Here is a 19,918-nt window from a genome sequence, read left to right as displayed (position 1 = left end):
GGCCGCCGCACCCGTTCCGCCCACCCTCACCACCCTCGCCCACCAGGACACTCCAGACGCGCAGGCAAGAGGTCGCAACCATGAGCGCACGCAAGCCGGGGCAGGTCGTCACCTTCTACTCCTACAAGGGCGGCACCGGCCGCACCATGGCGCTGGCCAACATCGCCTGGATCCTGGCCGCCAACGGCAAACGGGTGCTGATGGTGGACTGGGACCTCGAGTCGCCCGGGCTGCACCGCTACTTCGCCAAGTCGCTGCTCGACCCGGACGCCCTGGCCGCGACCAAGGGCGTGGTCAACATGGTGCGCGAGTTCGAGGAGTCGGCCGCCGAGACGCCGGAGGAGGAGCGCGGAGCGCACTACTACCGGGATCAGGCCCGGGTCGGGGACTACGCCATCGCGATCCGCTGGCCGTTCCCGGACGGCGGGGTGCTGCACTACATGTCGGCCGGCCTGCAGAACCGCAGCTACTCCAGCGCGGTGGCGAGCCTGGACTGGGAGCGCTTCTACGAGCACCTCGGCGGCGGCGAGCTGTTCAACGCCTTCCGCGCGGACATGAAGGCCGGCTACGACTACGCGCTGATCGACAGCCGCACCGGGCTGAGCGACGTGGCCGACATCTGCACCCTGCATCTGCCCGACGTCATCGTGGACTGCTTCACCCTGAACAACCAGGGCCTCGAGGGCGCGCTGACCGTCGCGGCCGGGGTCTCGAAGTTCACCAACCACCCGATCCGGCTGCTGGCCGTGCCGATGCGGGTGGACGAGGCGGAGAAGAACAAGGCGGACGCGGGCCGGGCCGCGGCGCGCGAGCGCTTCGCCGAGCTGAAGATCGAGGAGATGGCCTCGCCGCGGTACTGGGGGCAGGTGGAGATCCCGTACGTGCCCTACTACGGCTACGAGGAGACCCTCGCCGCCTTCGCCGACAGCCCGAACGACCGGCACACCCTGCTGGATGCCTACCTCAGGCTCGCCTCGGTGCTCACCGGGGGCGAGGTCACCGGCGTGCCCGAGATGGACGAGGCGGCCCGCAAGTCCCTGCTGGCCGAGATATCCCGGCTGCAGCCGACCCCGCAGGAGCAGCTGGCCGTCGCGTACGTCGCGCAGGACCGGCTGTGGGCCGAGTGGATCGAGGCGGTGTACCTGCAGGCCGGCTTCGACGTGCAGACCATCGCACTGTTCGACGACCCGCAGGCGCGTGCCACGCCGGAGCCGCACACCCGGATCGTGGCGCTGATGTCGAGCGAGACCACTCGCAATCCGGGCGCGATGAGCCGGCTGCGTACGTGGTCGAACTCCGGCCGGCTGTCCGTGGTGACCCTGGCCGAGCTGCGCTCCGACGCGCGGCCGGCCGCGGTCGCCACCTGTGAGCTGCACGGGGTGACCGATCCGGCCGTGGCCGTGGCGCTGCTGCTGCGGCTGGCCGGGGTCGCGGATTCCGAGTCCGGCCAGATCCGGTCGCCGGAGAGCCACCGGTACCCCACCGGCCACCCCCGGGTGTGGAATGTGGCCGCCCGCAGCAGCGTCTTCACCGGCCGGGACGAGGTGATGGAGCGGCTGCGCCAGCACGTCGTGGGCGGCTCGGCCACGGTGATCCTGCCGGTCGCGCTGCACGGGCTCGGCGGCGTGGGCAAGACCCAGCTCGCGCAGGAGTACGCGCTGCGTTTCAGCGCCGACTACGACCTGGTGTGGTGGATCGGCGCGGAGTCGACCGAATTCATCGACGAGGCCCTGGCCGGGCTGGCGCGGCGGCTGCGGCTGCCCGGGACCGGCGACTCGATCACCGAGGACTCGGCGGCGGTGCGCGAGGCGATGCGCCGCGGCGAAGTCGGCCGCTGGCTGCTGGTCTACGACAACGCGACGGAGCCGTCCGGGCTGGCGCCGTTCCTGCCCAGCGGCAGCTCGGGACACGTGCTGATCACCTCGCGCGACCAGGCCTGGGCGCAGCGGGCGATCCCGCTCGAGGTGGACGTGTTCACCTCGGCCGAGAGCGCCGGGCACCTGACCCGCACCGTCCCCGGCCTGACCGAGCGCGACGCGCTGCGCCTGGCCGAGCTGGTCGGCCACCTGCCGCTCGCGGTGCAGAGCGCGGGCGCGTGGCTGAGCACCACGGGAACGCCGGTGGAGCAGTACCTCGAGCAGCTTTCGGCGCAGATCACCCGGGTGCTCGAGACGCCCCCGGACGGCTATCCGGTATCGGTCGCGGCGACCTGGACCATCGCGCTGGAGGACCTGCGGGAGCGGCGGCCGGCCGCGGCGCGGCTGCTGGAGCTGTGCGCGTTCCTGAACCCGGACGGCATCTCCACCAGCCAGCTGATCTACACCACCGCGATGCTCCAGACGCTGCGCGGGTTCGACCGGGCGCTGGTGGACATCGGCATGATCGGCACCGTGGTCGCCGAGCCGGTGCGGCTGAGCCTGCTCCAGCTCGACCAGGCGGCCCGGGAGCTGCGGATCCACCGGCTGGTCCAGGAGGTCATCAAGGCCCGGATGAGCCCGCAGCAGCGCGACGAGGCGCTGCACGCCGTGCACGACGTGCTCGCCTCGGCCCGTCCGCAGTCCGGCGACACCGACGACCCGGCGAACTGGCCGCAGTACGTGCTGCTGTGGCCGCATCTGGCCCCGTCCCGCGCAATGGACTGCGACCAGGGCCCGGTGCGCCAGCTGCTGATCGACCGCATCAGATATCTGTGGAAGCGGGGCGAGTACCAGAACGCGCTGGAGTCGGGCATCCGCCTGGAGGCGCACTGGGTCGAGCGCATCGAGGAACTCGGCGGGCAACGGTCGGACCCGGGTTCGCTGCTCTACCAGCAGCTGTTGGTGCTGCGGAACCTGATCGGGAGCGTCCTGCGGCTGCAGGGCGAATTCGACCAGGCCTACCGGATCGACTCCGAGGTGCTGGCCGAGCAGGAGCGCCTGTTCGGGCCCGAGCACCCGCACACGCTGCTGAGCCACCTGTGCCTCGCCGGCGACCTGCGCGGCCTCGGCCGGTTCCAGGAGGCGCTGGAGCGCGACCTGGCCACCTTCGAGCGGCACCGGCGGGTCTATCCCGAGGGCGACGCGCGACTGCTCGGGGCGGCGAACAACCTGGCCGTGAACTACCGGCTGGTCGGCGACTGCCACAAGGCGCTCGAACTGGATCAGAGCACCTACATCCAGCGCCGTTCGACCCTCGGCCCGCGCCACCCCTACACGCTGTATTCGGGCTCGAATCTGGCCAGGGACCTGCGCGATGCGGGCCAGTACGGGCAGTCCGTCGACCTGCTGCGGGCGGCCCTCGCGGACTACCGCGAGGCGGTCGGCGACGGCAGCCCGGAGACCTTGCGCACGGCCAAGTCCCTCGCCGCGTCCCTGCGCAAGGCCGGCGAGCTGACCGAGTCGGTCACGCTCGCCCAGGAGACCCTCGACCGGTACCGGTCGGGGTTCGGCGAGACGAATCCGGACCTGCGGTCCTGCGCGCTGGTCTACGCGGCGGCGCTCTCCGCGGTGGGCGAGCACGACGAGGCGAAGCAGTTGTGCCTTGACGTGCTGGCCGGCTACGAGAGCCGGCTCGGACCACAGCACCCGTACACGCTGTGCTGCGTCAACAACCTCGCCGCCTACGCGCGCAAGACGGGCGAGTTCGAGCAGGCGTTGACCCTGGCTCGCCGCGCCTTCGAGGGCCTGACCGGCCTGCTGGGCGATTGGCACCCGTACACCCTGATCGCCGCCGCGAACCTGGCCAACAGCCTTGTCGACAACGGCGATCTACGTCCGGCCGCGATCCTCGAGCAGGATGCGGCGCGGAAGCTGGCCGACGTGCTCAGGCCCGACCACCCGGACGTGCTGGCCCTCGAGTCCAACCACGCCGTCACCCTCGACCAGCTCGGCCACGCCGCCGAGGCCGCCCACCTGCGCGTCCGAGTGGTGGCGCGCCTGGAGCTGACCATGGGCCCCCAGCACTTCAACACCCGCGCCGCCCGGCAGTCGCAGCGCCTCGACTGGGATCTCGAGCCGCAGCCGATCTGAGCCCGGCCGGCCCGGCGCACGGCCGCGGCCGGCGACTCAGGCGGCTGATGCGGCGGGCTCGGCCCGGCCGTCGATCCAGCGCAGGACGTCGACCAGTACCTCCATCGCGCTGAAGTGGGCGGCGAGCGGGGCGATCTCGAGGGTGGCTCCCGGGATGCGGGTGGCGAGCCAGCGGGTGTGGCCGACCGGGGAGAAGCGGTCCTGCGCGCCGTGCCAGAGGTAGATCGGGACCCTGATGCGCTCGGGATCGAAGCCCCAGTCCAGGGTGAAGGAGCGCACGTCGTCGACCCAGCCGCCGCCGGAGGTGCGTACGGCCTCGGCGAAGGCCCGCTTCAGCCCCGCCCGGATGGAGGTGTCGGCGACCACGCGCCAGTCGGCCTGGTCGAGTTCGGGGCCGAGGTTGCGCAGCATCCGGCCGGGGTCGCGGCGGATCTGCTCGGCTCTGGCCTCGAGATCGGGGGCGAGCCGGCCGACACCTCTCTCCGCCACCAGGTACTCGCGCACGTTCGAGCCGGTCATGCCCTCGTACCAGTCAAGGCCCTCGCCGCGGAACGGGGCCAGGCACACCAGCGCCGCCGCCCGCCGCACCCGCCGCGGCAGCAGCGCCGCGCAGGCCAGCGCGTGCGGGCCGCCGCCGGAGCGTCCCACCACGCCGAAGCGGTCGAGTCCGAGCTCGTCGGCGATCGTCTCCACGTCCGCGGCGACGTGCCGCACCTGGCGTCCGGGCAGCCGGTCGGAGCCGCCGTAACCGGGCCGGTCGTAGGCGATCAGGCGCACGCCGAGGTGGTGCAGGCGCATCGGCAGCGGGTGCGGGCCGAGCCGGCTGCCCGGGGTGCCGTGCAGGAAGAACACCGGCGCCCCGCCGCGCGGCCCGACCGTCAGGACCCTGAGCCTGCGTCCGTCCCGGGCGAACACCGTGCGTTCCATGGCGGCCTCTCCCCTCGCCTGCCTCCCCGCAGCACGCAGCCCACCGGGAAGTCGCTCCGGTTTTGGGGCCACTACCCCCGGGGGTCTTGATCACTCCCGTTCGCCGACCCGGCGCATGGCCCGCCGCGTCGGCGCACACTGGGCGGATGGACCCCAACGCCTTCGCCCGCGCCCCGGCCGCCGGCTCCGGACCCGGCCCGATCACGCCCGACGGCTGCGCCGTCGACCTGTACGCCGCGGTCCCGCCGCGCGGTGAGCCGGAGCTCGTGCACGCTGCGGTGCCGGCCGGGGCGGCCGTGCTGGAGCTCGGGTGCGGAGCCGGCCGGATCAGCACGCCGCTCGCGCGGCTCGGGCACCGGGTCGTGGGCGTGGACGAGTCGGCCGAGATGCTGGAGCGCTGCGTCGATATCAGGACCGTGCGGTCCTCGATCCAGTCGCTGCGCCTGCCCGAGCGCTTCCCGGTCGTGCTGCTGCCCTCGCATCTGATCAACGCCGCCGACGAGGCGGTGCGCGAGGCGTTCCTGCGGACCTGCCGGGAGCACGTCGAGGAGGCGGGGACGGTGCTCGTGCAGCGGCACCGGCGCGGCTGGGTCGAGGAGGCGACCGATTCAGTACACGATGACGGAACGCTGCGCAGCAGCCTGCGCGTGCTGGGCCGGCCGGCGCCCGGGCTGCTGCACGGCCGGATGACGTACGAGCTCGCGGGCTCCGTGTGGGAGCACGAGTTCACGGCCCGCGACGTGGACGACGCGGCGCTGCCCCGCATCCTCGCGCGGGCGGATCTGCGGCTGGAGCGGGTCCTGACGGATGACGGGGCCTGGTTCCTCGCGGTGCCCGCGCGGTAGCCGGAGCGCAAAGCCGCTCAGGCCCGCGATCCGCCGACGCGGATCGCGGGCCTGAGCCTCCCCGGGGGCTCCCGCGGCGTGTGGGCTCGCCGCGCTCTGGGTGGAGCGGGGCCGGGGGTTCCGGGTGGTCCGGGAGCCGGGGCCTCGGTCTAGGCCGTGTCTTCAAGCCATCGCCGCGGCCTGACCCGACGCTGGTTCGAAGACAGGCCTAGTAGGCGCTCAGGGCCTTGCCGAAGGCGCCGGCCGACTGGACCACGGAGGAGCAGGTGGCGTCGGCGTAGGTCTGCGCGCCGCCGGAGCACTCGCTGTCGCGGGTGGCGGACCACATCGCGAGCCAGGCCAGGCCGTTGGTCTTGGCCCAGGAGGCCAGGGCGCTCGCGTCGGCCACGGTGAAGGTCTCGGTGTTCACGTCGTTCACGCCGATCATCGGGGTGACGGCGATCTTCGCGTAGGCCTGGGCCGTGGTCAGGCTGGTCCAGACCGACTGCACCTGCTGCATGGTGGCGGTCGCCGCCTCCTCGGCCAGGGTGGCCATGTCGCCGGGGAAGGAGCTGCCGTAGTCCATCGCCATCACGTTCACCGCGGCGATCGAGGCGCCGTCGGCCTTCGCGTTGCTCAGCACCGCCACGCCCTCGCCGGTCAGGCCGGTGGGCAGGACCGGGAGGGTGTAAGAGACCTGCAGGCCCGAGTCCTCGGACTCGAGGATCGCGATGGCCTGGTTGCGCAGGTTGATCGAGGTGGTGTCGGCGATCGCGGCGCCCTCGACGTCGAAGTCGATCTCGGTCAGCGAGTACTGCTTGATCACCGACTGGTACGCGGCGGCCAGGGAGCTGGCCGAGGTGCAGCTCTGCGCGAGCTCGGTGCCCGCCTCACCGCCGAAGGAGACGCGCACGTCGCCGCCCGCGGCCCGCAGGTCCGCGATGTCGGTGCCGATGGACGAGTCGGTGATCGCGGTGACCCCGCCCCACTCGGGGGTGCAGGCCGTGCTGCCGGTGGTGATGAAGGCGAGGTTGAAGTACTTCGTGCCCTCGGTGGCGGCCGAGCCGCTCAGGTCGTAGAGCGGGTAGAGCGAGAGGTCCGCGTACGGCGAGAACTTGCCGTAGCCGCCGGAACTCGGGGCCGAGGTCGTGGCGCTCGCGGACGGAGAGGCAGAGGTCGACGACGCGGAGGCCGACGGCGAGGCGGACTTGGTCGCGGACTTGGTCGCGGACGCGGAGGCCGAGGGGGATGCGGTGGTCGGTGCGGCGGACGGCGAGGCCGAGGCAGAGCTCGTGGTCGTGCCGGCACAGGCGTTTCCGTTGATGGTGCAGCTGTTCGGCTCGCCGGTGCCGTTGACGGTGAAGCCGAAGGTGGTGCTGGCCCCGGCGGCGAGGGTGCCGTTCCAGCTGGCGTTGGCGACCGTGTAGGTCTGGCCGCTGACGCTCTCGGTGCCGTTCCAGAGGCTGTCCACGATGGATCCGCCGGGCAGGCTGAAGACCACGGTCCAGCTGCTGATGGCGCTGGAGGTGGTGTTGGTGATCGTGTACTGGCCGGTGTAGCCGCCGTCCCAGGTGGCGGTCTCGGCGAACGCGGCGGCGGGCACGGCGGCGTTGGCGCCGGTGGCCATCACCACGCCGGCGCCGGCCACGACGAGGGTGGCGCCCGCTCCGATCGCGGTGAGCTTCACGCGACGGGAGAAGCGGGGGGTGCGCGGCGCTTGGGCGCGGCCGCGGGATGGATCTGCGGGGGCTGACGAGGCGTGCTGGCCCATGGAAGGTCCTCCGGTGCAAACGCGTCGGTCGGCTGGGGTGCCGGATGAATGGTCCAGACCTGTGGGAGTCGGACGGGTCCCCACGCTAGCGAGCCGGGCCGGGGGTCACAGCCCCGAATCATTAACCGCGCCCTAAGGCTCCCTCAGGACCGCCCGGCCCGCGCCGGCGCAGGTCCGCGACCTTAACTGCGGCCTAAGCGCGGCTCATCGGGACCCGCGCGAGGGCGTTCGGGGCGGCGCGGCGGGCCCCGCGGGGACGAGGATGGCGCCGCGGGTCCTCAGGGCGAGGGGTCAACCACCCGCGGTGACGGTCTGCACGGTGGGGGAGGTACCGGCCCAGGTGGCGATCACTTCATACGCCGTGCCCGCGTCCGGCGGCGCGAATTCGACCTCGACGAAACCGTCGCCCTTCCAGGACTGGACGTTGAATCCGGGCGCCGGGGTGGCCGCGTCCAGGGTCGCGATCTTCGCGCCGATGGTGAGCACCACGGTGCCGCCGGGAGTGGTGTACCTGCGCTCGACCTCGTCCGACTCCGGGACGGGCGCCGAGGGCGTGGGCGAGAGCGAGGGGGCGGGGCTGCTCGTCGCGGCGGCCGGGCTCGACGCGGCGACGCCGGTGTGCGCGCGGGTGGCCGAAGGCGAGGCAGAGGCCGAAGGCGACACCGTGACACTCGAGACCGCGACGCCGCTGCCGGTGGCGGATCCGGCCGCGGTGGTGGCCGCGTCCTGCACCGGCCAGGCCGCGATGTCGGCCACATGCGGGCCGCCGGTGGCCGTGGACAGCACCGAGTCGAGCCCGGCCCACACCACCGCCATCGCGGTGGCGGTGGCCGCGGCCCAGGCCAGGACCGCGTACAAGGCGCGCTTCGACACGTCCGCTCGGCTCCTTCCCGGCTCTCGCCGCCGCCGCGGCCGGCCTCCGGTCGTCCATTGGCTGTCCGCGGTCAATCCGTTAGGTTGCCACACTATGGCTCGCGTACTGCTTGTCGAAGACGATCCGGACATCCGCACGACCGTGATACGCCAATTATCCGAGTTCGGGCACAGCGTACGCAGCGCGGGCACGGCCCTGACCGCCCTGCGCGAGGCCACCCGCGACCCCGGCGACGTCATCGTGCTCGATCTCGGGCTGCCCGACCTGGACGGGTCCGAGGCGCTCAAGATGCTGCGCGCGGTCACCCGCACCCCGGTCATCATCGCCACCGCCCGGGACGACGAGGGCGAGATCATCCGGCTGCTGCACGCCGGCGCCGACGACTACCTGGTCAAGCCCTACTCCTCGGCGCACCTCGCGGCCCGGATCGCGGCCGTGCTGCGGCGTTCCGGCGCCGGGGCGGCGCCGACCGTGCTGCGGGTGGGCGGCCTCGAGATCGACCCGCGGCGGCGCCAGGCCACCCTCGACGGGGGCCGGCTGGATCTGAGCCGGCGTGAGTTCGACCTGCTGGCCTACCTCGCGGCCCGGCCCGGCGAGGTGGTCACCCGGCGCGAACTGCTCTCCGAGGTCTGGCAGCTGCCCTACGGCGACGACCAGACCATCGACGTGCACCTGTCCTGGCTGCGGCGCAAGCTCGGCGAGCGGGCCAGCCGGCCGCGCTATCTGCACACGGTGCGCGGGGTCGGGGTGCGCCTGATGGAGCCCGCCGACACCGGCCCGACCGAGCCCTCGCCGTGACGGCCTCGCGCGCGCCCGGGATGCGCTGGTCGCTGGCGCGGGTGGCGTTCGCGGTGACCAGCATGATCGCGCTGGCGTTCCTGATCCCGCTGGGCGTGGCGATGGAGCACATCGCCACGCAGAACGCGACGAACCAGGCCCAGGCGCAGATCACCGCGCTCGAGCCGCTGCTCGCGGTGACGACGGATCAGACCCGGCTCGACGAGGCCCTGTCCACCCTCAGCGGCGGCCAGGCCGTGGGCATCGTGTTGCCGGACGGGGCCGTGCTGGGCACCAACCACGCCTCCACCGCGCAGCTGTCCACGGCGGTGGGCGCGGGCCGGGCCGGCTCGCTGCCGGTCGCGGGCGGGCACGAACTGGTCCAGCCCGAGGCGCTGGGCTCGGGGACCGCGTTGATCGAGGTCTACCTGCCCGATTCGGCCAGCGACCACGACCTGGTCGGGGCCTGGGTGACGCTGAGCGTGGTGGCGGCGCTGCTGGTGCTCGGCTCCACCCTGGTGGCCGACCGGCTGGCCACCCGCGTGGTGGGCGCCTCACGGCACCTGGCCGAGGCCTCCCGGCGCCTGGGCGAGGGCGAGACCGGGGTGCGGGTGGTGGCGGGCGGACCGCGCGAGCTGGCGGAGGCGGGCGAGGCGTTCAACGCGATGGCGGACCGCGTGGTCCAGCTGATCGCGGCCGAACGCGAGATGGTCGCGGACCTCTCGCACCGGCTGCGCACCCCGCTGACCGCGCTGCGGCTGAACGCGGCCGGGCTCGGCGAGGGCCAGGCCGCGCGCCAGACCCAGGAGTCGGTGGCCCGGCTCGAGCAGGAGGTGGACCGGATCATCCAGGCCGCGCGGGCCGGACGGGACGGCGGGGCGGGCGGTCCGCTGGCCGCGACGGTGTGCGAGGTGACCGCGGTGGCCCGGGAGCGGATCGCGTTCTGGTCCGCGCTGGCCGAGGACGAGGACCGGCCCTGGCGCTTCTTCGGGCCCGCCTCGGCGCCGCCGTACTCCGGCGCGGGGCCGCGCCCGGAGCAGCGTTCCGACGTGGTGGCGATCTCGGCGCAGGAACTCGGCGCGGCGCTGGACACCCTGCTGGGCAACATCTTCCGGCACACGCCGGAGGGCACCGGGTTCCAGGTGACCGTGCACACCGGGCGCGGCACGGTGGCGGTGCTGATCGACGACGCCGGGCCGGGGATGGCCGCGGCGGACCTGCCGGCGCGCGGGGCGGGCACCGGCGCGGACGGCTCGACCGGCCTCGGCCTGGACATCGTGCGCAAGCTGGCCGAGCGGGTCGGCGGGTCGCTCTCCACCGGCCGTTCCTCGCTCGGGGGCCTGCAGGTGCACCTGAGCCTGCCGACGCTGACGGCGCGTCAGCCCGCGCCCAGGGCGGCGTTCAAAGCGCGCGTGCCACGAGCGCGACGTGCCGACCGCGGTGCCGGGTGACGACGAGGGTCGCGGCGTTGGTCTTCGGGGCTGACGCCCCGGACTGACGGCGCAGCAGCTGACGCCGCAACGCCTCCGGGTCCACGTCGGCGCCGCGCTTCTTGATGGTCAAGGTGCCGTAGCCGCGTTCGGCGACCAGGGCGCGCAGCTTCTTCACCGTGAACGGCAGCAGGTCGGTGATCTCGTAGGCGGCGGCGTAGGGCGTGTCGGTGAGCTGATCCGAGGTCAGGTAGGCGATGGTCGGATCCAGCGTGCGGGCGTCGAGCTGCGCGGCGAGGTCACCGAGCAGGCGGGCCCTGATGACGGCGCCGTCCGGCTCGTAGAGGTAGCGCCCCACCTCGCCGACGGGCGGGTCCTGCGGGATTCCCGGTTCGACGAGCTCCGACCCCGCCTCGCCCGACCCGATGAACCCAGTTCCCGAGGCGAGGCTGTGCGGCCCGGGCAGCAGCGTGGCCCGGCGGGCGGCGGTGCGCAGCGGGCCGAAGTAGATTCCGGCCTCCTTGACCTCTCCCCCGTCCGAGACCCACTCGGCCTCCGCCGCGGCGGGCAGGGCCTCGTGCGGGATGCCGGGCGCGACCTTGAAGCCCGCGGCCGGCACCCGGTCGGCCAGGCCGAGGGCGAAAGACCAGGGCGGCGAATATCCGGCGGGGTCGAACACCCGGCCGCGCTCGGCCCGCCGGGCCGGGTCGAGGAAGACCGCGTCGCACCCGTCCAGCGCCACCTCGGTGACGTCGGCGCAGCGTACCTCCACCCGCTCGGCAAGGCCGAGGGCGGCGGCGTTGGCGCGCAGCACGGCACAGGTGAGCGGATCACGGTCCACCGCGAGCACGTCCATCCCGGCCGCGGCGAAGGCGAGCGCGTCCCCGCCGACGCCGCAGCACAGGTCCGCGACCCGGCGCACTCCGGCGTTCATGAATCTTTCAGCGCGCAGCCGGGCCACTTCCCGGCGGGTGGACTGCTCGTATCCGGCCTCGGTGAAGTACAGCAGCGCGGCCTGCTCGCCGAACTTGGCCCTGGCCCGGCGCCGCAGCCGGTCCTGGGTCAGGGCCGCGGAGACCAGTTCGGCGGGGTGGCGGGCGCGCAGCCGGGTCGCGGCCGCCAGCGGATCCGGAGCTTCTCCGGCCGCGAGCTCAGCCAGTAGCGCCTGGCCACGCTCCGTGAGCAAGTAGTCGAATTCAGTGAGATCCACGCGACATATTCTGGCTTACCGCACTGTTCGATAACCTGCCCCCTGTGCGTTTCCCACGAATAGGATCAAGCCGGTCGGAACGGACGGCGCGGTCGGTCTACGGACCCTGGCTGCTGGCCCTCGCCCTTTTCCTGGTCTACGGCGCGGACTCGCTGGCCCGGTACTACCGGATGGCGCCGGGCTCCTACGACTTGGGCATCTTCGTGGAGGCGGTCAAACAGTACGCGCACTTCCACGCGCCCATCGTGGACATCATGGGGCAGAACTTCAATCTGCTCGGCGACCACTTCCATCCGATCCTGGCCGTGCTCGGGCCGGTCTTCCTGCTCTTCCCGAGCCCGCTGACCCTGCTGATCGCGCAGGCGCTGCTGTTCGCCGTCGCGGCGGTGCCGCTGGTGTGGCTGGCCCGCACCCGGCTCGGCGAGGGCGCGGCGTACGCGGTGGGGGTGACCTACGGGCTGAGCTTCGGGGTCGCGCAGGCGGTGGACTTCGACTTCCACGAGATCGCCTTCGCGGTACCACTCCTCGCCTTCGCGCTCTGGGCCCTGCTCGAGGACCGCCCGGTGGCGCTGGTGGTGTCCTGCTTCCTGGCGCTGCTGTGCAAGGAGGACATCGGGCTCACCTTCGTGCTGCCGATCGGCCTCGCGGTGATGCTGCGCGGGCGGCTCGTGCTGGGCGCGGCGGTGGCGGCGATGGGCACGGCCGGGTCGCTGATCGCGATCTACTGGCTGATCCCGATGTTCAACCCGCAGCACGTCTACACGTACTGGAGCAAGAACGGCTGCCTCGGCACCCACGGGGCCGCCACGACCGGGGCGGTGACCACCGCGACCGGCTCGAACGACCCGATCACCTGCCTGCTCAGCTCCGCGCAGTCGAACGCCGGGACGAAGCTGGACCTGGTGTTCCTGCTGCTCGCGGTGACGGCGTTCTGCGCGGCCCGCTCGCCGCTCGGACTGCTCGTGGTGCCGAACCTGGCGCTGCGCTTCATCTCCACCGACTCCAGCTTCTGGGGCACCGGCTACCACTACAACGCGGTGCTGATGCCGGTGCTGTGCGTAGCCGCCATCGACGGCATCGACCGGGCCCGCCGCGCGAAGGCCGCGGTGGCACTGGAATCGGAGGCGGAGTCCCGACTCGCCGAGGAGTCCGAACCCGAGGTGGTGGCGACCGGGGCCGGGGAACTCGCACAGGAGGCGGCCGAGCAGCCGCCGACGGCACCGCTCGACCCGGTCGAGCAGAGCGACCCGATCGCGATCCGGCGCTGGGCGGGCGCGGTCAGCGGCGCGATGGGCCGGCACGGCGCGGTGGCCATGCTCGCGGCCTGCGCGGCGATGATCCCGCAGTTCGCGTTCAACCAGTTCTTCGACCCGGGCACCTTCACCTTCGACGCGCGCACCGACGCGCTGCGCCAGGCCGAGTCGGTCGTGCCGAGCGGGGTGACGGTGGAGGCCACGATCAACGTACTGGCCCCGCTGGCCGCACGCGACGACGCGTACTGGATCGGCAACTCCAACCCGGCGACGCAGTACGTGGTGCTCGACACGGTGGTCTCCGGCTTCCCCGGCACCATCTCGGACCCGGTGCAGTGGGTCGAGAGCCGCCACACCGGCCACACCTACCAGATCGTCTACAGCGACGCGTTCGGCATCTACGTGCTCAAGCTGACCAGCTGAGCGAGCCGGGGCGGCGCGCGCTGGAACCGCACGGACGCAACGAGTGATTGACTAGGACTCGTCCTGACGGTCATTCACCACGCAAGGAGCGATCCTATGGCCACCACACGCAAGGCCTCGGCCCACTGGGAAGGCAGCCTGATGGAGGGCAAGGGCCGGGTCTCGTTCGACTCGTCCCACCTCGGCGAGTACGACGTCACCTGGGCCGCCCGCTCGGCCGAGCCCAACGGCGTCACCTCGCCGGAGGAGCTGATCGGCGCCGCGCACTCGACCTGCTACTCGATGGCGCTCTCGCACGCGCTCGCGCAGAACGGGACGCCGCCCACCACGGTGGACACCTCGGCCGAGGTCGACTTCCAGCCGGGCACCGGGATCACCGCGATCCGGCTCTCGGTGCGCGCGGCCGTGCCGGGCCTGACGGAGGACCAGTTCGTGGACTTCGCCACCGCCGCCAAGGAGGGCTGCCCGGTCTCCCAGGCGCTCAAGGCGGTGCCCATCACGCTTTCGACCGAGTTCCTCGCCTGAGTCCAGTGCCGTTCGGCCAATATTTCTTCAAAACTCGAAGAAATCTTCGGCCAAAACCTGCGCTCGAGCGAGCTGACCCGGTTTACTCAGGCCATGGAGCCCAGTCCCGGTCCAGCGGGAGTGATACGACGGATCGAGCCGGAGGTCGAGACCACCGGCTCGATCTATCCGTTCGTGCGGACCTTTCCCAATCCCCATTCCAAGTCCGTGCGCGAGGCCAGGCCGATGCTCTCCCGGCTGGCCCTGAGCACGCTGCTGCTCATCATCGCGCTCGGCGGCGCGGTCGAACTGCTGACGCTGTGGTGGATGCAGACCCCGCCCTCACGGGTGCAGAACCTGTCCGAAGAGCTGATCATGGGTGCCCAGCTGACCGGGCTGATCGGCGGCTACCTGCTGCTGATCGAGGTCGCGCTGATGGCGCGGCTGCCCTGGCTCGAACACCGGATCGGCTCGTGGCTGGCGTCGCTGCACCGCTACCTCGGCGGCTACCTGTTCATGCTGCTGACCATGCACGTGGGACTCGTGCTCGCCGGCTACTCCCTCAGCCTCGGCGCGCCGGTCAACACGGTGTTCCTCGACGTGATGCGCACCTACCCAGACGTGCTCATCGCCACCATCGCCTACCTGCTGCTGCTGTGCCTCGGCCTGAGCTCGGCGCGCAAGATCCGGCGCAAGCTCGGCTACGAGCGCTGGCACATGATCCACCTCATCGCCTACCCCGCCGGGATTCTCGCCTACGGGCACGAGATCGCGATGGGCGCGCAGTTCACCCGCAACGAGTACGCGCGCTACACCTGGACCGGCCTGAGCGTGGCGGTCGCCTTCGCCGTGTTCGTGCACCGCGTCTACGTGCCGCTGCGCCGCCACGTGCGCCACCGGCTGCGCATCTCGCACATCGTGGCCGAGGCGCCGGACACCTTCAGCATCTACATCAAGGGCTCGCACATCGACGACCTCAACGCCGTCGGCGGGCAGTACTTCCGCTGGCGCTTCATGGCCCGCGGGGTGTGGTACCAGTCGCACCCCTTCTCCCTGTCCGCCCATCCGACCGACGACACCCTGCGGCTGACCATCAAGGGCGTCGGCGGCTACACCCGCCGGCTCAAGCGCCGGCTGCGGCCCGGCCAGCGCGTGTTCGCGGACGGTCCGTACGGCGCGTTCACCGCCGTGCTCCGGCGCCGCCGGCGGGTCCTGCTGATCGGCGGCGGCGTGGGCGTGACCCCGCTGCGGGCCATCGCCGAGACCCTCGACGGCAACGAGCGCGACGTGATCTTCGCCCAGCGGGCCAGCTCCGAGCACGACCTGCTGATGGCGGACGAGCTGTGGCGGATGCAGCGTCAGGGCAAGCTGACGTTCCTACCGATCCTCGGCAAGCGCGGCAAGACCGCGAAGGAGGACCCGATGCACCCGCAGCAGCTGCTGTGGCGCATCCCCGACCTGCGCGAGCGCGAGGTGTTCATCTGCGGCTCGCCCGGCATGGTGAACGCCTCCATCCGCAACCTGCGCAAGGCCGGGGTCAAGCGCCGCTACATCCACAGCGAACTGTTCGACTTCTGAGCCGCCCGCCCGAAAAGCCCGGAACAGCACGGAAAGCACCCACGAGGACCTGATGCGCAAATTCCTGTTCTGCGTCGTGGTCTCGCTCGCGGTGTTCGCCCTCGTCATCGTGGACAAGGCGTTCACCTCGCCCCGACAGGCCGCGTCGCTCGCCGACGACGCCGCCTCGGCGAGCACCCGCACCGCGGTCGGCCCCGAGATCGCGCTGGCCCACGGGATCGTGCAGGTGCAGGTCACCTGCATCGGATCCCGCATCATCGCCGTCAAGGCCCTGCAACTGCCGCACGACAACAACCACTCCTGGGAGGACTCCCTGCACGCCGCGTCGGTGCTCGACAGCGAAGTGCTGAGCAAGCAGACCTACGAGCTCGACGCGGTCAGCGGCGCCACCTACACCAGCGAGGCGTACCTTCAGTCGCTGGAGGCGGCCCTGGACGTCGCGGCCCCGCCCGCGCCGCGCATGTCGGCCACGCCGATGGGGTGACGGCGTCGGTGCATCCGGGTCCGTGGCCGGGTCAGGAGGACTTGACCACGGACCAGGTGATCGCGCTCGTCACCACCAGGCAGGAGGTCCGGCTGGTGCCGTTCCAGACCGTGATCACCGAGTAGGACGCGTCGGACGGCAGCCGGCTCTGATCGAGGTCGCTCTTGTCGCAGCTGATGCCGGGCGTGTAGTCGGCCACCATGAACACCTGCCCGGTGTGCGGCGAGGTGCACGGCGTGATCGTGCTCGGATCGGCCGAGTCGGTCAGGCAGTCGCCCACCTTCAGCTGCGGCAGGGTGGTGGGCGCGGTCGAGGTGGTCGCGGCGTCGCTGTCCTGCGCGACGAAGAACGCGCCGTAGGCCGCGGCCAGCAGCAGCCAGCACAGCGCGTACCTGATGACGGTCGCGCGCGGGCTGCGCGAGGTGATCCGGCCGATCAGGCCGATGGTCGCCAGGATCGGCGGCGGCGGTCCCGGGATCCTGACCGAGCCCCGGGGCCGCGCGCCGGCCACGCCGGCGGCGCCGTCCCGCCCGAAGGCCCCGCGGCCGTCCCCGAGCTCCTGCAGGGAGCGCTCGGTGGCCGAGGCGGCCAGCACCGCGTTCACGGCCGCGTCGGCCCGGGGGGAGGGGGCCGCGACGGCCCCGGCCAGACAGCGCCCGCCGTTGCTCAGTTCGAACAGCACGCCCGCGCGGGTGGCCCGCGCCCCCACCACGTACTGCAACGGGATCCGGTAGGTGCACCAGACCCCGACGACGGTCAGCAGCCCGTTGCCGAGCGCGATCCGGAAGCGGTGCAGGTAGCCGTAGCCGAACCAGGCCGCCAGCGTCCCGGCCAGCGCGCCGAGGGCGGCGAGCCCGGGCGCGAGGTCACCGCGCGCCCACGCCGCCACGGTCGAGGCGGCCACGGCAAGCCCCGCGATCGCGACCCATCCGCCCACCAGGCGCACGGTCGTCGACGGCCGCCACTGCCGGACGGCACCTGCGAGATCGTCGTACTCGAGCATGCTCCCCACACCTTGACGCGGGCCCTCCCCCACCCGAGGATAGCGCCCGGCCCGGAAGCGTGTCAGGCCTGGGATACGCCGCGGCTGTGGATTGCACCCGGTGACGCTACTGTCCGCGCACGTCAGGACACTGTCGGGGAGCTCACGCGGCGCACCGGGGGGCGCCGGGGCGCGCGAAGACCCGGAAAACCTTAGGACAGGCCCTGAGCGACGATCTCGGTCACCGGCATGGAGGAGTCGGCCGGCAGGTCCAGCGCGCTCGGTTCGACACCGCTCGCCACCAACTGCGCACCGAGCGCGGCCACCATGGCGCCGTTGTCGGTGCACAGGCCCGGGCGCGGAACACGCACCCTGATGCCCATCGCCTCGGCCCGCTCGGTGGCCAGCGCGCGCAGCCGCGAGTTGGCCGCGACGCCGCCGCCGATCAGCAGATGGTCGACGCCGTTCTCCTTGCAGGCGCGCAGCGCCTTGCGGGTGAGCACGTCCACCACGGCCTCCTGGAACGAGGCGGCCACGTCCGCCACCGGCACCGGCTCCCCGGCCCGCTCCCTGGCCTCGATCCAGCGCGCGACCGCGGTCTTGAGGCCGGAGAAGGAGAAGTCGTACGGGGCGTCGCGCGGGCCGGTCAGGCCGCGCGGGAAGGCGATGGCCGCGGGGTCTCCGTCGCGGGCCGCGCGGTCCACGTGCGGGCCGCCCGGGAAGCCGAGGCCGAGCACCCTGGCCACCTTGTCGAAGGCCTCGCCGGCCGCGTCGTCGATGGTGTTGCCCAGCGGGCGCACGTCGGTGGCCACGTCCGGCACCAGCAGCAGCGAGGAGTGGCCGCCGGAGACCAGCAGCGCCATGGCCGGCTGCGGCAGCGGGCCGTGCTCGAGCTGGTCCACGCACACGTGCGCGGCGAGGTGGTTGACCCCGTAGATCGGCTTGCCCAGCGCCAGCGCGTACGCCTTGGCCGCCGCGACCCCGACCAGCAGCGCGCCGGCCAGGCCCGGGCCCGAGGTGACCGCGATCGCGTCGATGTCGGAGAGCTTGAGCCCGGCCTGGTCCAGCGCCCGGTGCACGGTCGGCACCATCGCGTCGAGGTGCGCGCGCGAGGCGACCTCGGGGACCACGCCGCCGAACCGGGCGTGCTCGTCCACGCTGGTGGCCACCGCGTCGGCGAGCAGCTCGATCCCGCGCACGATCCCGACCCCGGTCTCGTCGCAGGAGGTTTCGAAGCCGAGCACGATCGGCTGGTCGGCGGTCATGGGTTCACCCTGTTCTCGATGTCTGCTTCGGCGCCGCCCGCGGGCAGGGCGTGCGCGCCGCCGCCCGCGATCCCGGCCGGGCCGGGACCGAACCGGGCCAGCACCCCGCCGGCGCGCATCACCAGCGCGTCCACGTTGGCCGGCTGGTAGTAGCCGCGGCGCACCCCGATGCCGACGAATCCGAAGCGCTGGTAGAGCTTCTGTGCCCGCTCGTTGTCCACCCGGACCTCGAGCACCACCTCGTCGCAGCGGCGCCGGGCCGCCTCCCGCATCAGTTCCGTGAGCAGCCGCGCGCCGAGCCCGCGCCCGGCCCTGGCCGGGTCCACCGCGATGGTGAGCACCTCGGCCTCGCCCACCCCGGCGAGCAGCCCGGCGTAGCCGACGATGCGCGGCTCGTCCGTGCCCGGCCGTCCGCCGCGCGCGCCGGTGTCCTCGGCCACCACGTAGTGGCGGCTGCCGGCCTCGGCCAGCTCGGACCAGAACATCCCGACCGACCAGGCGTCCTCGGGGAAGGTCAGGTTCTCCAGCAGGATCACGCCGGGCAGGTCCCACCAGCGCATCCGGCGCAGCCTGATCCCGGTCTCGGCGATCTCGGCCGGCGGCCGGGCCGCGCCGTTCACGCCCGGCCCGCCCCGGTCGTCGCGCGGCCGCCGAGCTCGCGCGCGTCCGGCTGGTGCACCGACTTGCGCGCGCCGGGCTCGACCGCGTCGGGGCGGCGCAGATACAGCGGCAGCGGCGGCAGCAGCGCGCCCGGGTCCTCGGCCAGCAGACGGGCCGTCAGCTCGGCCAGCCCGGCCGCGCTCGGCAGCGCCGGCTCGAGCGCGCGCGGGAAGAACTCCGGGTAGAGCGCGGGCCCCTGCCCGGCCACCGCACGGCCGGCCAGCCGCTCGGCGATGTCGGCCGGCCGGTCCACCGCCGGTGGCGTTCGCCGTCGTCCGTGCGCGTCGTACTCGGCCCAGTACACCTCGCGCCGGCGCGCGTCGGTGGCGACCGCGAAGTCCTCGGCCCCTGCGGCGGCGACCGCCGCGGCCAGGATGTCGAGCGTGCACACCCCGTAGACCGGGATCTCCAGCGCGTCGCCCAGCGCCCGAGCCGTCATCAGACCCACCCGCAGCCCGGTGAACGGGCCTGGCCCGACCCCCACGGCCACCGCGGTCAGCGCCGTGCGGGAGGCGCCGGCCGCGGCCAGCACCCGCTCGATTCCCGGGGCGAGCAACTCGCCGTGTCTGCGGGCGTCGACCTCGGTGTGCTCTGCGAGCACGCCGTCCTCGCCGCGCAGGGCGACGGTCACCGCCGGGGTCGCCGTGTCGAAAGCCAAGAGCAGCACCCGGCCATTATTCATCACCGCGAGTCCGGCCCCCGTCACGGCTCCGATCCGGCGCCGGGGCCGCCCCCGTACCGGCGCGCCGGGCCCGCCACGGACCGTGTCGAGGCGCATTCGCCCGCCCCCGGCTCTTAACCCATACGGTGCCGGTAGGGCATGATGAGCCCCATGGGTAGAGGAACCCGGGCCGCCGGCGCCCGCAAACACGGCGCCGCCCCCGCGGCCCCGGACCCCGTGCGGGGTCCCCGTCCGGCCCGGAAATCGGGACGGGGCGCGACCTTCTCG

The 19,918-nt window shown here is 72.9% G+C and carries 16 protein-coding genes; 8 read left to right on the top strand and 8 right to left on the bottom strand.

Features of this window, described 5'->3' with window-relative positions; genetic code table 11:
- Nucleotides 1–80: 80 nt before the first annotated feature.
- Nucleotides 81–4,007, top strand: a complete 3,927-nt coding sequence (fxsT, locus tag KDL01_RS04045) for an FxSxx-COOH system tetratricopeptide repeat protein (protein ID WP_212526940.1) — start codon at nt 81–83, stop codon at nt 4,005–4,007.
- Nucleotides 4,008–4,043: 36 nt separating this feature from the next.
- Here the strand turns inward: fxsT and KDL01_RS04040 are convergent, their stop codons facing one another.
- Complete coding sequence (locus KDL01_RS04040) at nt 4,044–4,934, bottom strand: alpha/beta fold hydrolase (RefSeq protein WP_212526939.1); 891 nt, start codon at nt 4,932–4,934, stop codon at nt 4,044–4,046.
- Nucleotides 4,935–5,080: 146 nt separating this feature from the next.
- Between KDL01_RS04040 and KDL01_RS04035 the strand changes: the two genes are divergently transcribed.
- Nucleotides 5,081–5,779 carry a class I SAM-dependent methyltransferase gene (locus tag KDL01_RS04035; RefSeq protein ID WP_212526938.1) on the top strand — a complete coding sequence of 233 codons (699 nt, stop codon included), beginning with the start codon at nt 5,081–5,083 and terminating at the stop codon, nt 5,777–5,779.
- A 208-nt stretch (nt 5,780–5,987) separates the two neighbouring features.
- Here KDL01_RS04035 and KDL01_RS04030 read toward each other — a convergent pair whose 3' ends face one another.
- Together KDL01_RS04030 and KDL01_RS04025 are read right to left on the bottom strand one after the other, a co-directional pair.
- Nucleotides 5,988–7,445, bottom strand: a complete 1,458-nt coding sequence (locus tag KDL01_RS04030; protein ID WP_212526937.1) for a glycoside hydrolase family 18 protein — start codon at nt 7,443–7,445, stop codon at nt 5,988–5,990.
- A 375-nt stretch (nt 7,446–7,820) separates the two neighbouring features.
- The gene (locus tag KDL01_RS04025; RefSeq protein ID WP_212526936.1) at nt 7,821–8,402 is read right to left on the bottom strand and encodes a hypothetical protein; all 582 of its coding nucleotides are present in this window, start codon (nt 8,400–8,402) and stop codon (nt 7,821–7,823) included.
- A gap of 94 nt (nt 8,403–8,496) precedes the next feature.
- Between KDL01_RS04025 and KDL01_RS04020 the strand changes: the two genes are divergently transcribed.
- Together KDL01_RS04020 and KDL01_RS04015 are read left to right on the top strand one after the other, a co-directional pair.
- On the top strand, nt 8,497–9,201 hold the full coding sequence (locus KDL01_RS04020; RefSeq protein ID WP_212526935.1) for a response regulator transcription factor: 705 nt from the start codon (nt 8,497–8,499) through the stop codon (nt 9,199–9,201).
- Nucleotides 9,198–10,631 (top strand): sensor histidine kinase, encoded by a 1,434-nt coding sequence (locus tag KDL01_RS04015; RefSeq protein ID WP_212526934.1) that lies wholly within the window; start codon nt 9,198–9,200, stop codon nt 10,629–10,631. Before KDL01_RS04020 ends, KDL01_RS04015 begins: the two co-directional genes overlap by 4 nt.
- Here KDL01_RS04015 and KDL01_RS04010 read toward each other — a convergent pair.
- On the bottom strand, nt 10,582–11,829 hold the full coding sequence (locus KDL01_RS04010; RefSeq protein ID WP_368861511.1) for a class I SAM-dependent methyltransferase: 1,248 nt from the start codon (nt 11,827–11,829) through the stop codon (nt 10,582–10,584). The two genes, KDL01_RS04015 and KDL01_RS04010, sit on opposite strands and share 50 nt — an antisense overlap.
- Before the next feature lie 161 nt (nt 11,830–11,990).
- On the opposite strand from KDL01_RS04010, the gene KDL01_RS04005 reads away from it, so the two are divergent.
- From KDL01_RS04005 to KDL01_RS03990, 4 genes are all read left to right on the top strand, one after another.
- Nucleotides 11,991–13,496, top strand: coding sequence for a DUF2079 domain-containing protein (locus KDL01_RS04005; protein ID WP_212526932.1), 1,506 nt, complete (start codon nt 11,991–11,993; stop codon nt 13,494–13,496).
- 96 nt (nt 13,497–13,592) lie between these two features.
- Entirely contained in the window at nt 13,593–14,021 is a 429-nt protein-coding gene (locus KDL01_RS04000) for an OsmC family protein (protein WP_212526931.1), read from the top strand.
- A gap of 93 nt (nt 14,022–14,114) precedes the next feature.
- On the top strand, nt 14,115–15,578 hold the full coding sequence (locus KDL01_RS03995; RefSeq protein WP_212526930.1) for a ferredoxin reductase family protein: 1,464 nt from the start codon (nt 14,115–14,117) through the stop codon (nt 15,576–15,578).
- Nucleotides 15,579–15,630: 52 nt separating this feature from the next.
- Entirely contained in the window at nt 15,631–16,062 is a 432-nt protein-coding gene (locus KDL01_RS03990; RefSeq protein WP_212526929.1) for an FMN-binding protein, read from the top strand.
- A gap of 31 nt (nt 16,063–16,093) precedes the next feature.
- Here the strand turns inward: KDL01_RS03990 and KDL01_RS03985 are convergent, their stop codons facing one another.
- From KDL01_RS03985 to tsaB, 4 genes are all read right to left on the bottom strand, one after another.
- Entirely contained in the window at nt 16,094–17,065 is a 972-nt protein-coding gene (locus tag KDL01_RS03985; RefSeq protein WP_212526928.1) for a hypothetical protein, read from the bottom strand.
- Between the two features lie 191 nt (nt 17,066–17,256).
- Nucleotides 17,257–18,309, bottom strand: a complete 1,053-nt coding sequence (gene tsaD / locus KDL01_RS03980) for a tRNA (adenosine(37)-N6)-threonylcarbamoyltransferase complex transferase subunit TsaD (RefSeq protein ID WP_212526927.1) — start codon at nt 18,307–18,309, stop codon at nt 17,257–17,259.
- Nucleotides 18,306–18,869, bottom strand: a complete 564-nt coding sequence (rimI, locus tag KDL01_RS03975) for a ribosomal protein S18-alanine N-acetyltransferase (RefSeq protein ID WP_212526944.1) — start codon at nt 18,867–18,869, stop codon at nt 18,306–18,308. The genes tsaD and rimI overlap by 4 nt, the downstream gene beginning before the upstream one ends.
- Nucleotides 18,870–18,925: 56 nt before the next feature.
- A complete protein-coding gene (gene tsaB / locus KDL01_RS03970) occupies nt 18,926–19,636 on the bottom strand; it encodes a tRNA (adenosine(37)-N6)-threonylcarbamoyltransferase complex dimerization subunit type 1 TsaB (RefSeq protein ID WP_212526926.1) in 711 nt (236 codons plus the stop codon).
- Between the last annotated feature and the right edge of the window lie 282 nt (nt 19,637–19,918).

The sequence above is a fragment of the Actinospica durhamensis genome, from assembly GCF_018139695.1.
GTDB lineage: Bacteria > Actinomycetota > Actinomycetes > Streptomycetales > Catenulisporaceae > Actinospica > Actinospica durhamensis.
The sequence above is the reverse complement of the archived record's forward strand: the minus strand, read 5'-3'. Positions and strand labels throughout refer to the sequence as shown.

Bases quoted from the DNA above. Each gene is read 5' to 3' on its own strand.
- KDL01_RS03995 (WP_212526930.1), top strand. From the start codon at position 14,115: ATGGAGCCCAGTCCCGGTCCAGCGGGAGTGATACGACGGATCGAGCCG.
- KDL01_RS04005 (WP_212526932.1), top strand. From the start codon at position 11,991: ATGGCGCCGGGCTCCTACGACTTGGGCATCTTCGTGGAGGCGGTCAAA.
- KDL01_RS04000 (WP_212526931.1), top strand. From the start codon at position 13,593: ATGGCCACCACACGCAAGGCCTCGGCCCACTGGGAAGGCAGCCTGATG.
- tsaD (WP_212526927.1), bottom strand. From the start codon at position 18,309: ATGACCGCCGACCAGCCGATCGTGCTCGGCTTCGAAACCTCCTGCGAC.
- rimI (WP_212526944.1), bottom strand. From the start codon at position 18,869: ATGCGCTGGTGGGACCTGCCCGGCGTGATCCTGCTGGAGAACCTGACC.
- KDL01_RS04035 (WP_212526938.1), top strand. From the start codon at position 5,081: ATGGACCCCAACGCCTTCGCCCGCGCCCCGGCCGCCGGCTCCGGACCC.
- KDL01_RS03985 (WP_212526928.1), bottom strand. From the start codon at position 17,065: ATGCTCGAGTACGACGATCTCGCAGGTGCCGTCCGGCAGTGGCGGCCG.
- KDL01_RS04040 (WP_212526939.1), bottom strand. From the start codon at position 4,934: ATGGAACGCACGGTGTTCGCCCGGGACGGACGCAGGCTCAGGGTCCTG.
- KDL01_RS03990 (WP_212526929.1), top strand. From the start codon at position 15,631: ATGCGCAAATTCCTGTTCTGCGTCGTGGTCTCGCTCGCGGTGTTCGCC.
- fxsT (WP_212526940.1), top strand. From the start codon at position 81: ATGAGCGCACGCAAGCCGGGGCAGGTCGTCACCTTCTACTCCTACAAG.
- KDL01_RS04020 (WP_212526935.1), top strand. From the start codon at position 8,497: ATGGCTCGCGTACTGCTTGTCGAAGACGATCCGGACATCCGCACGACC.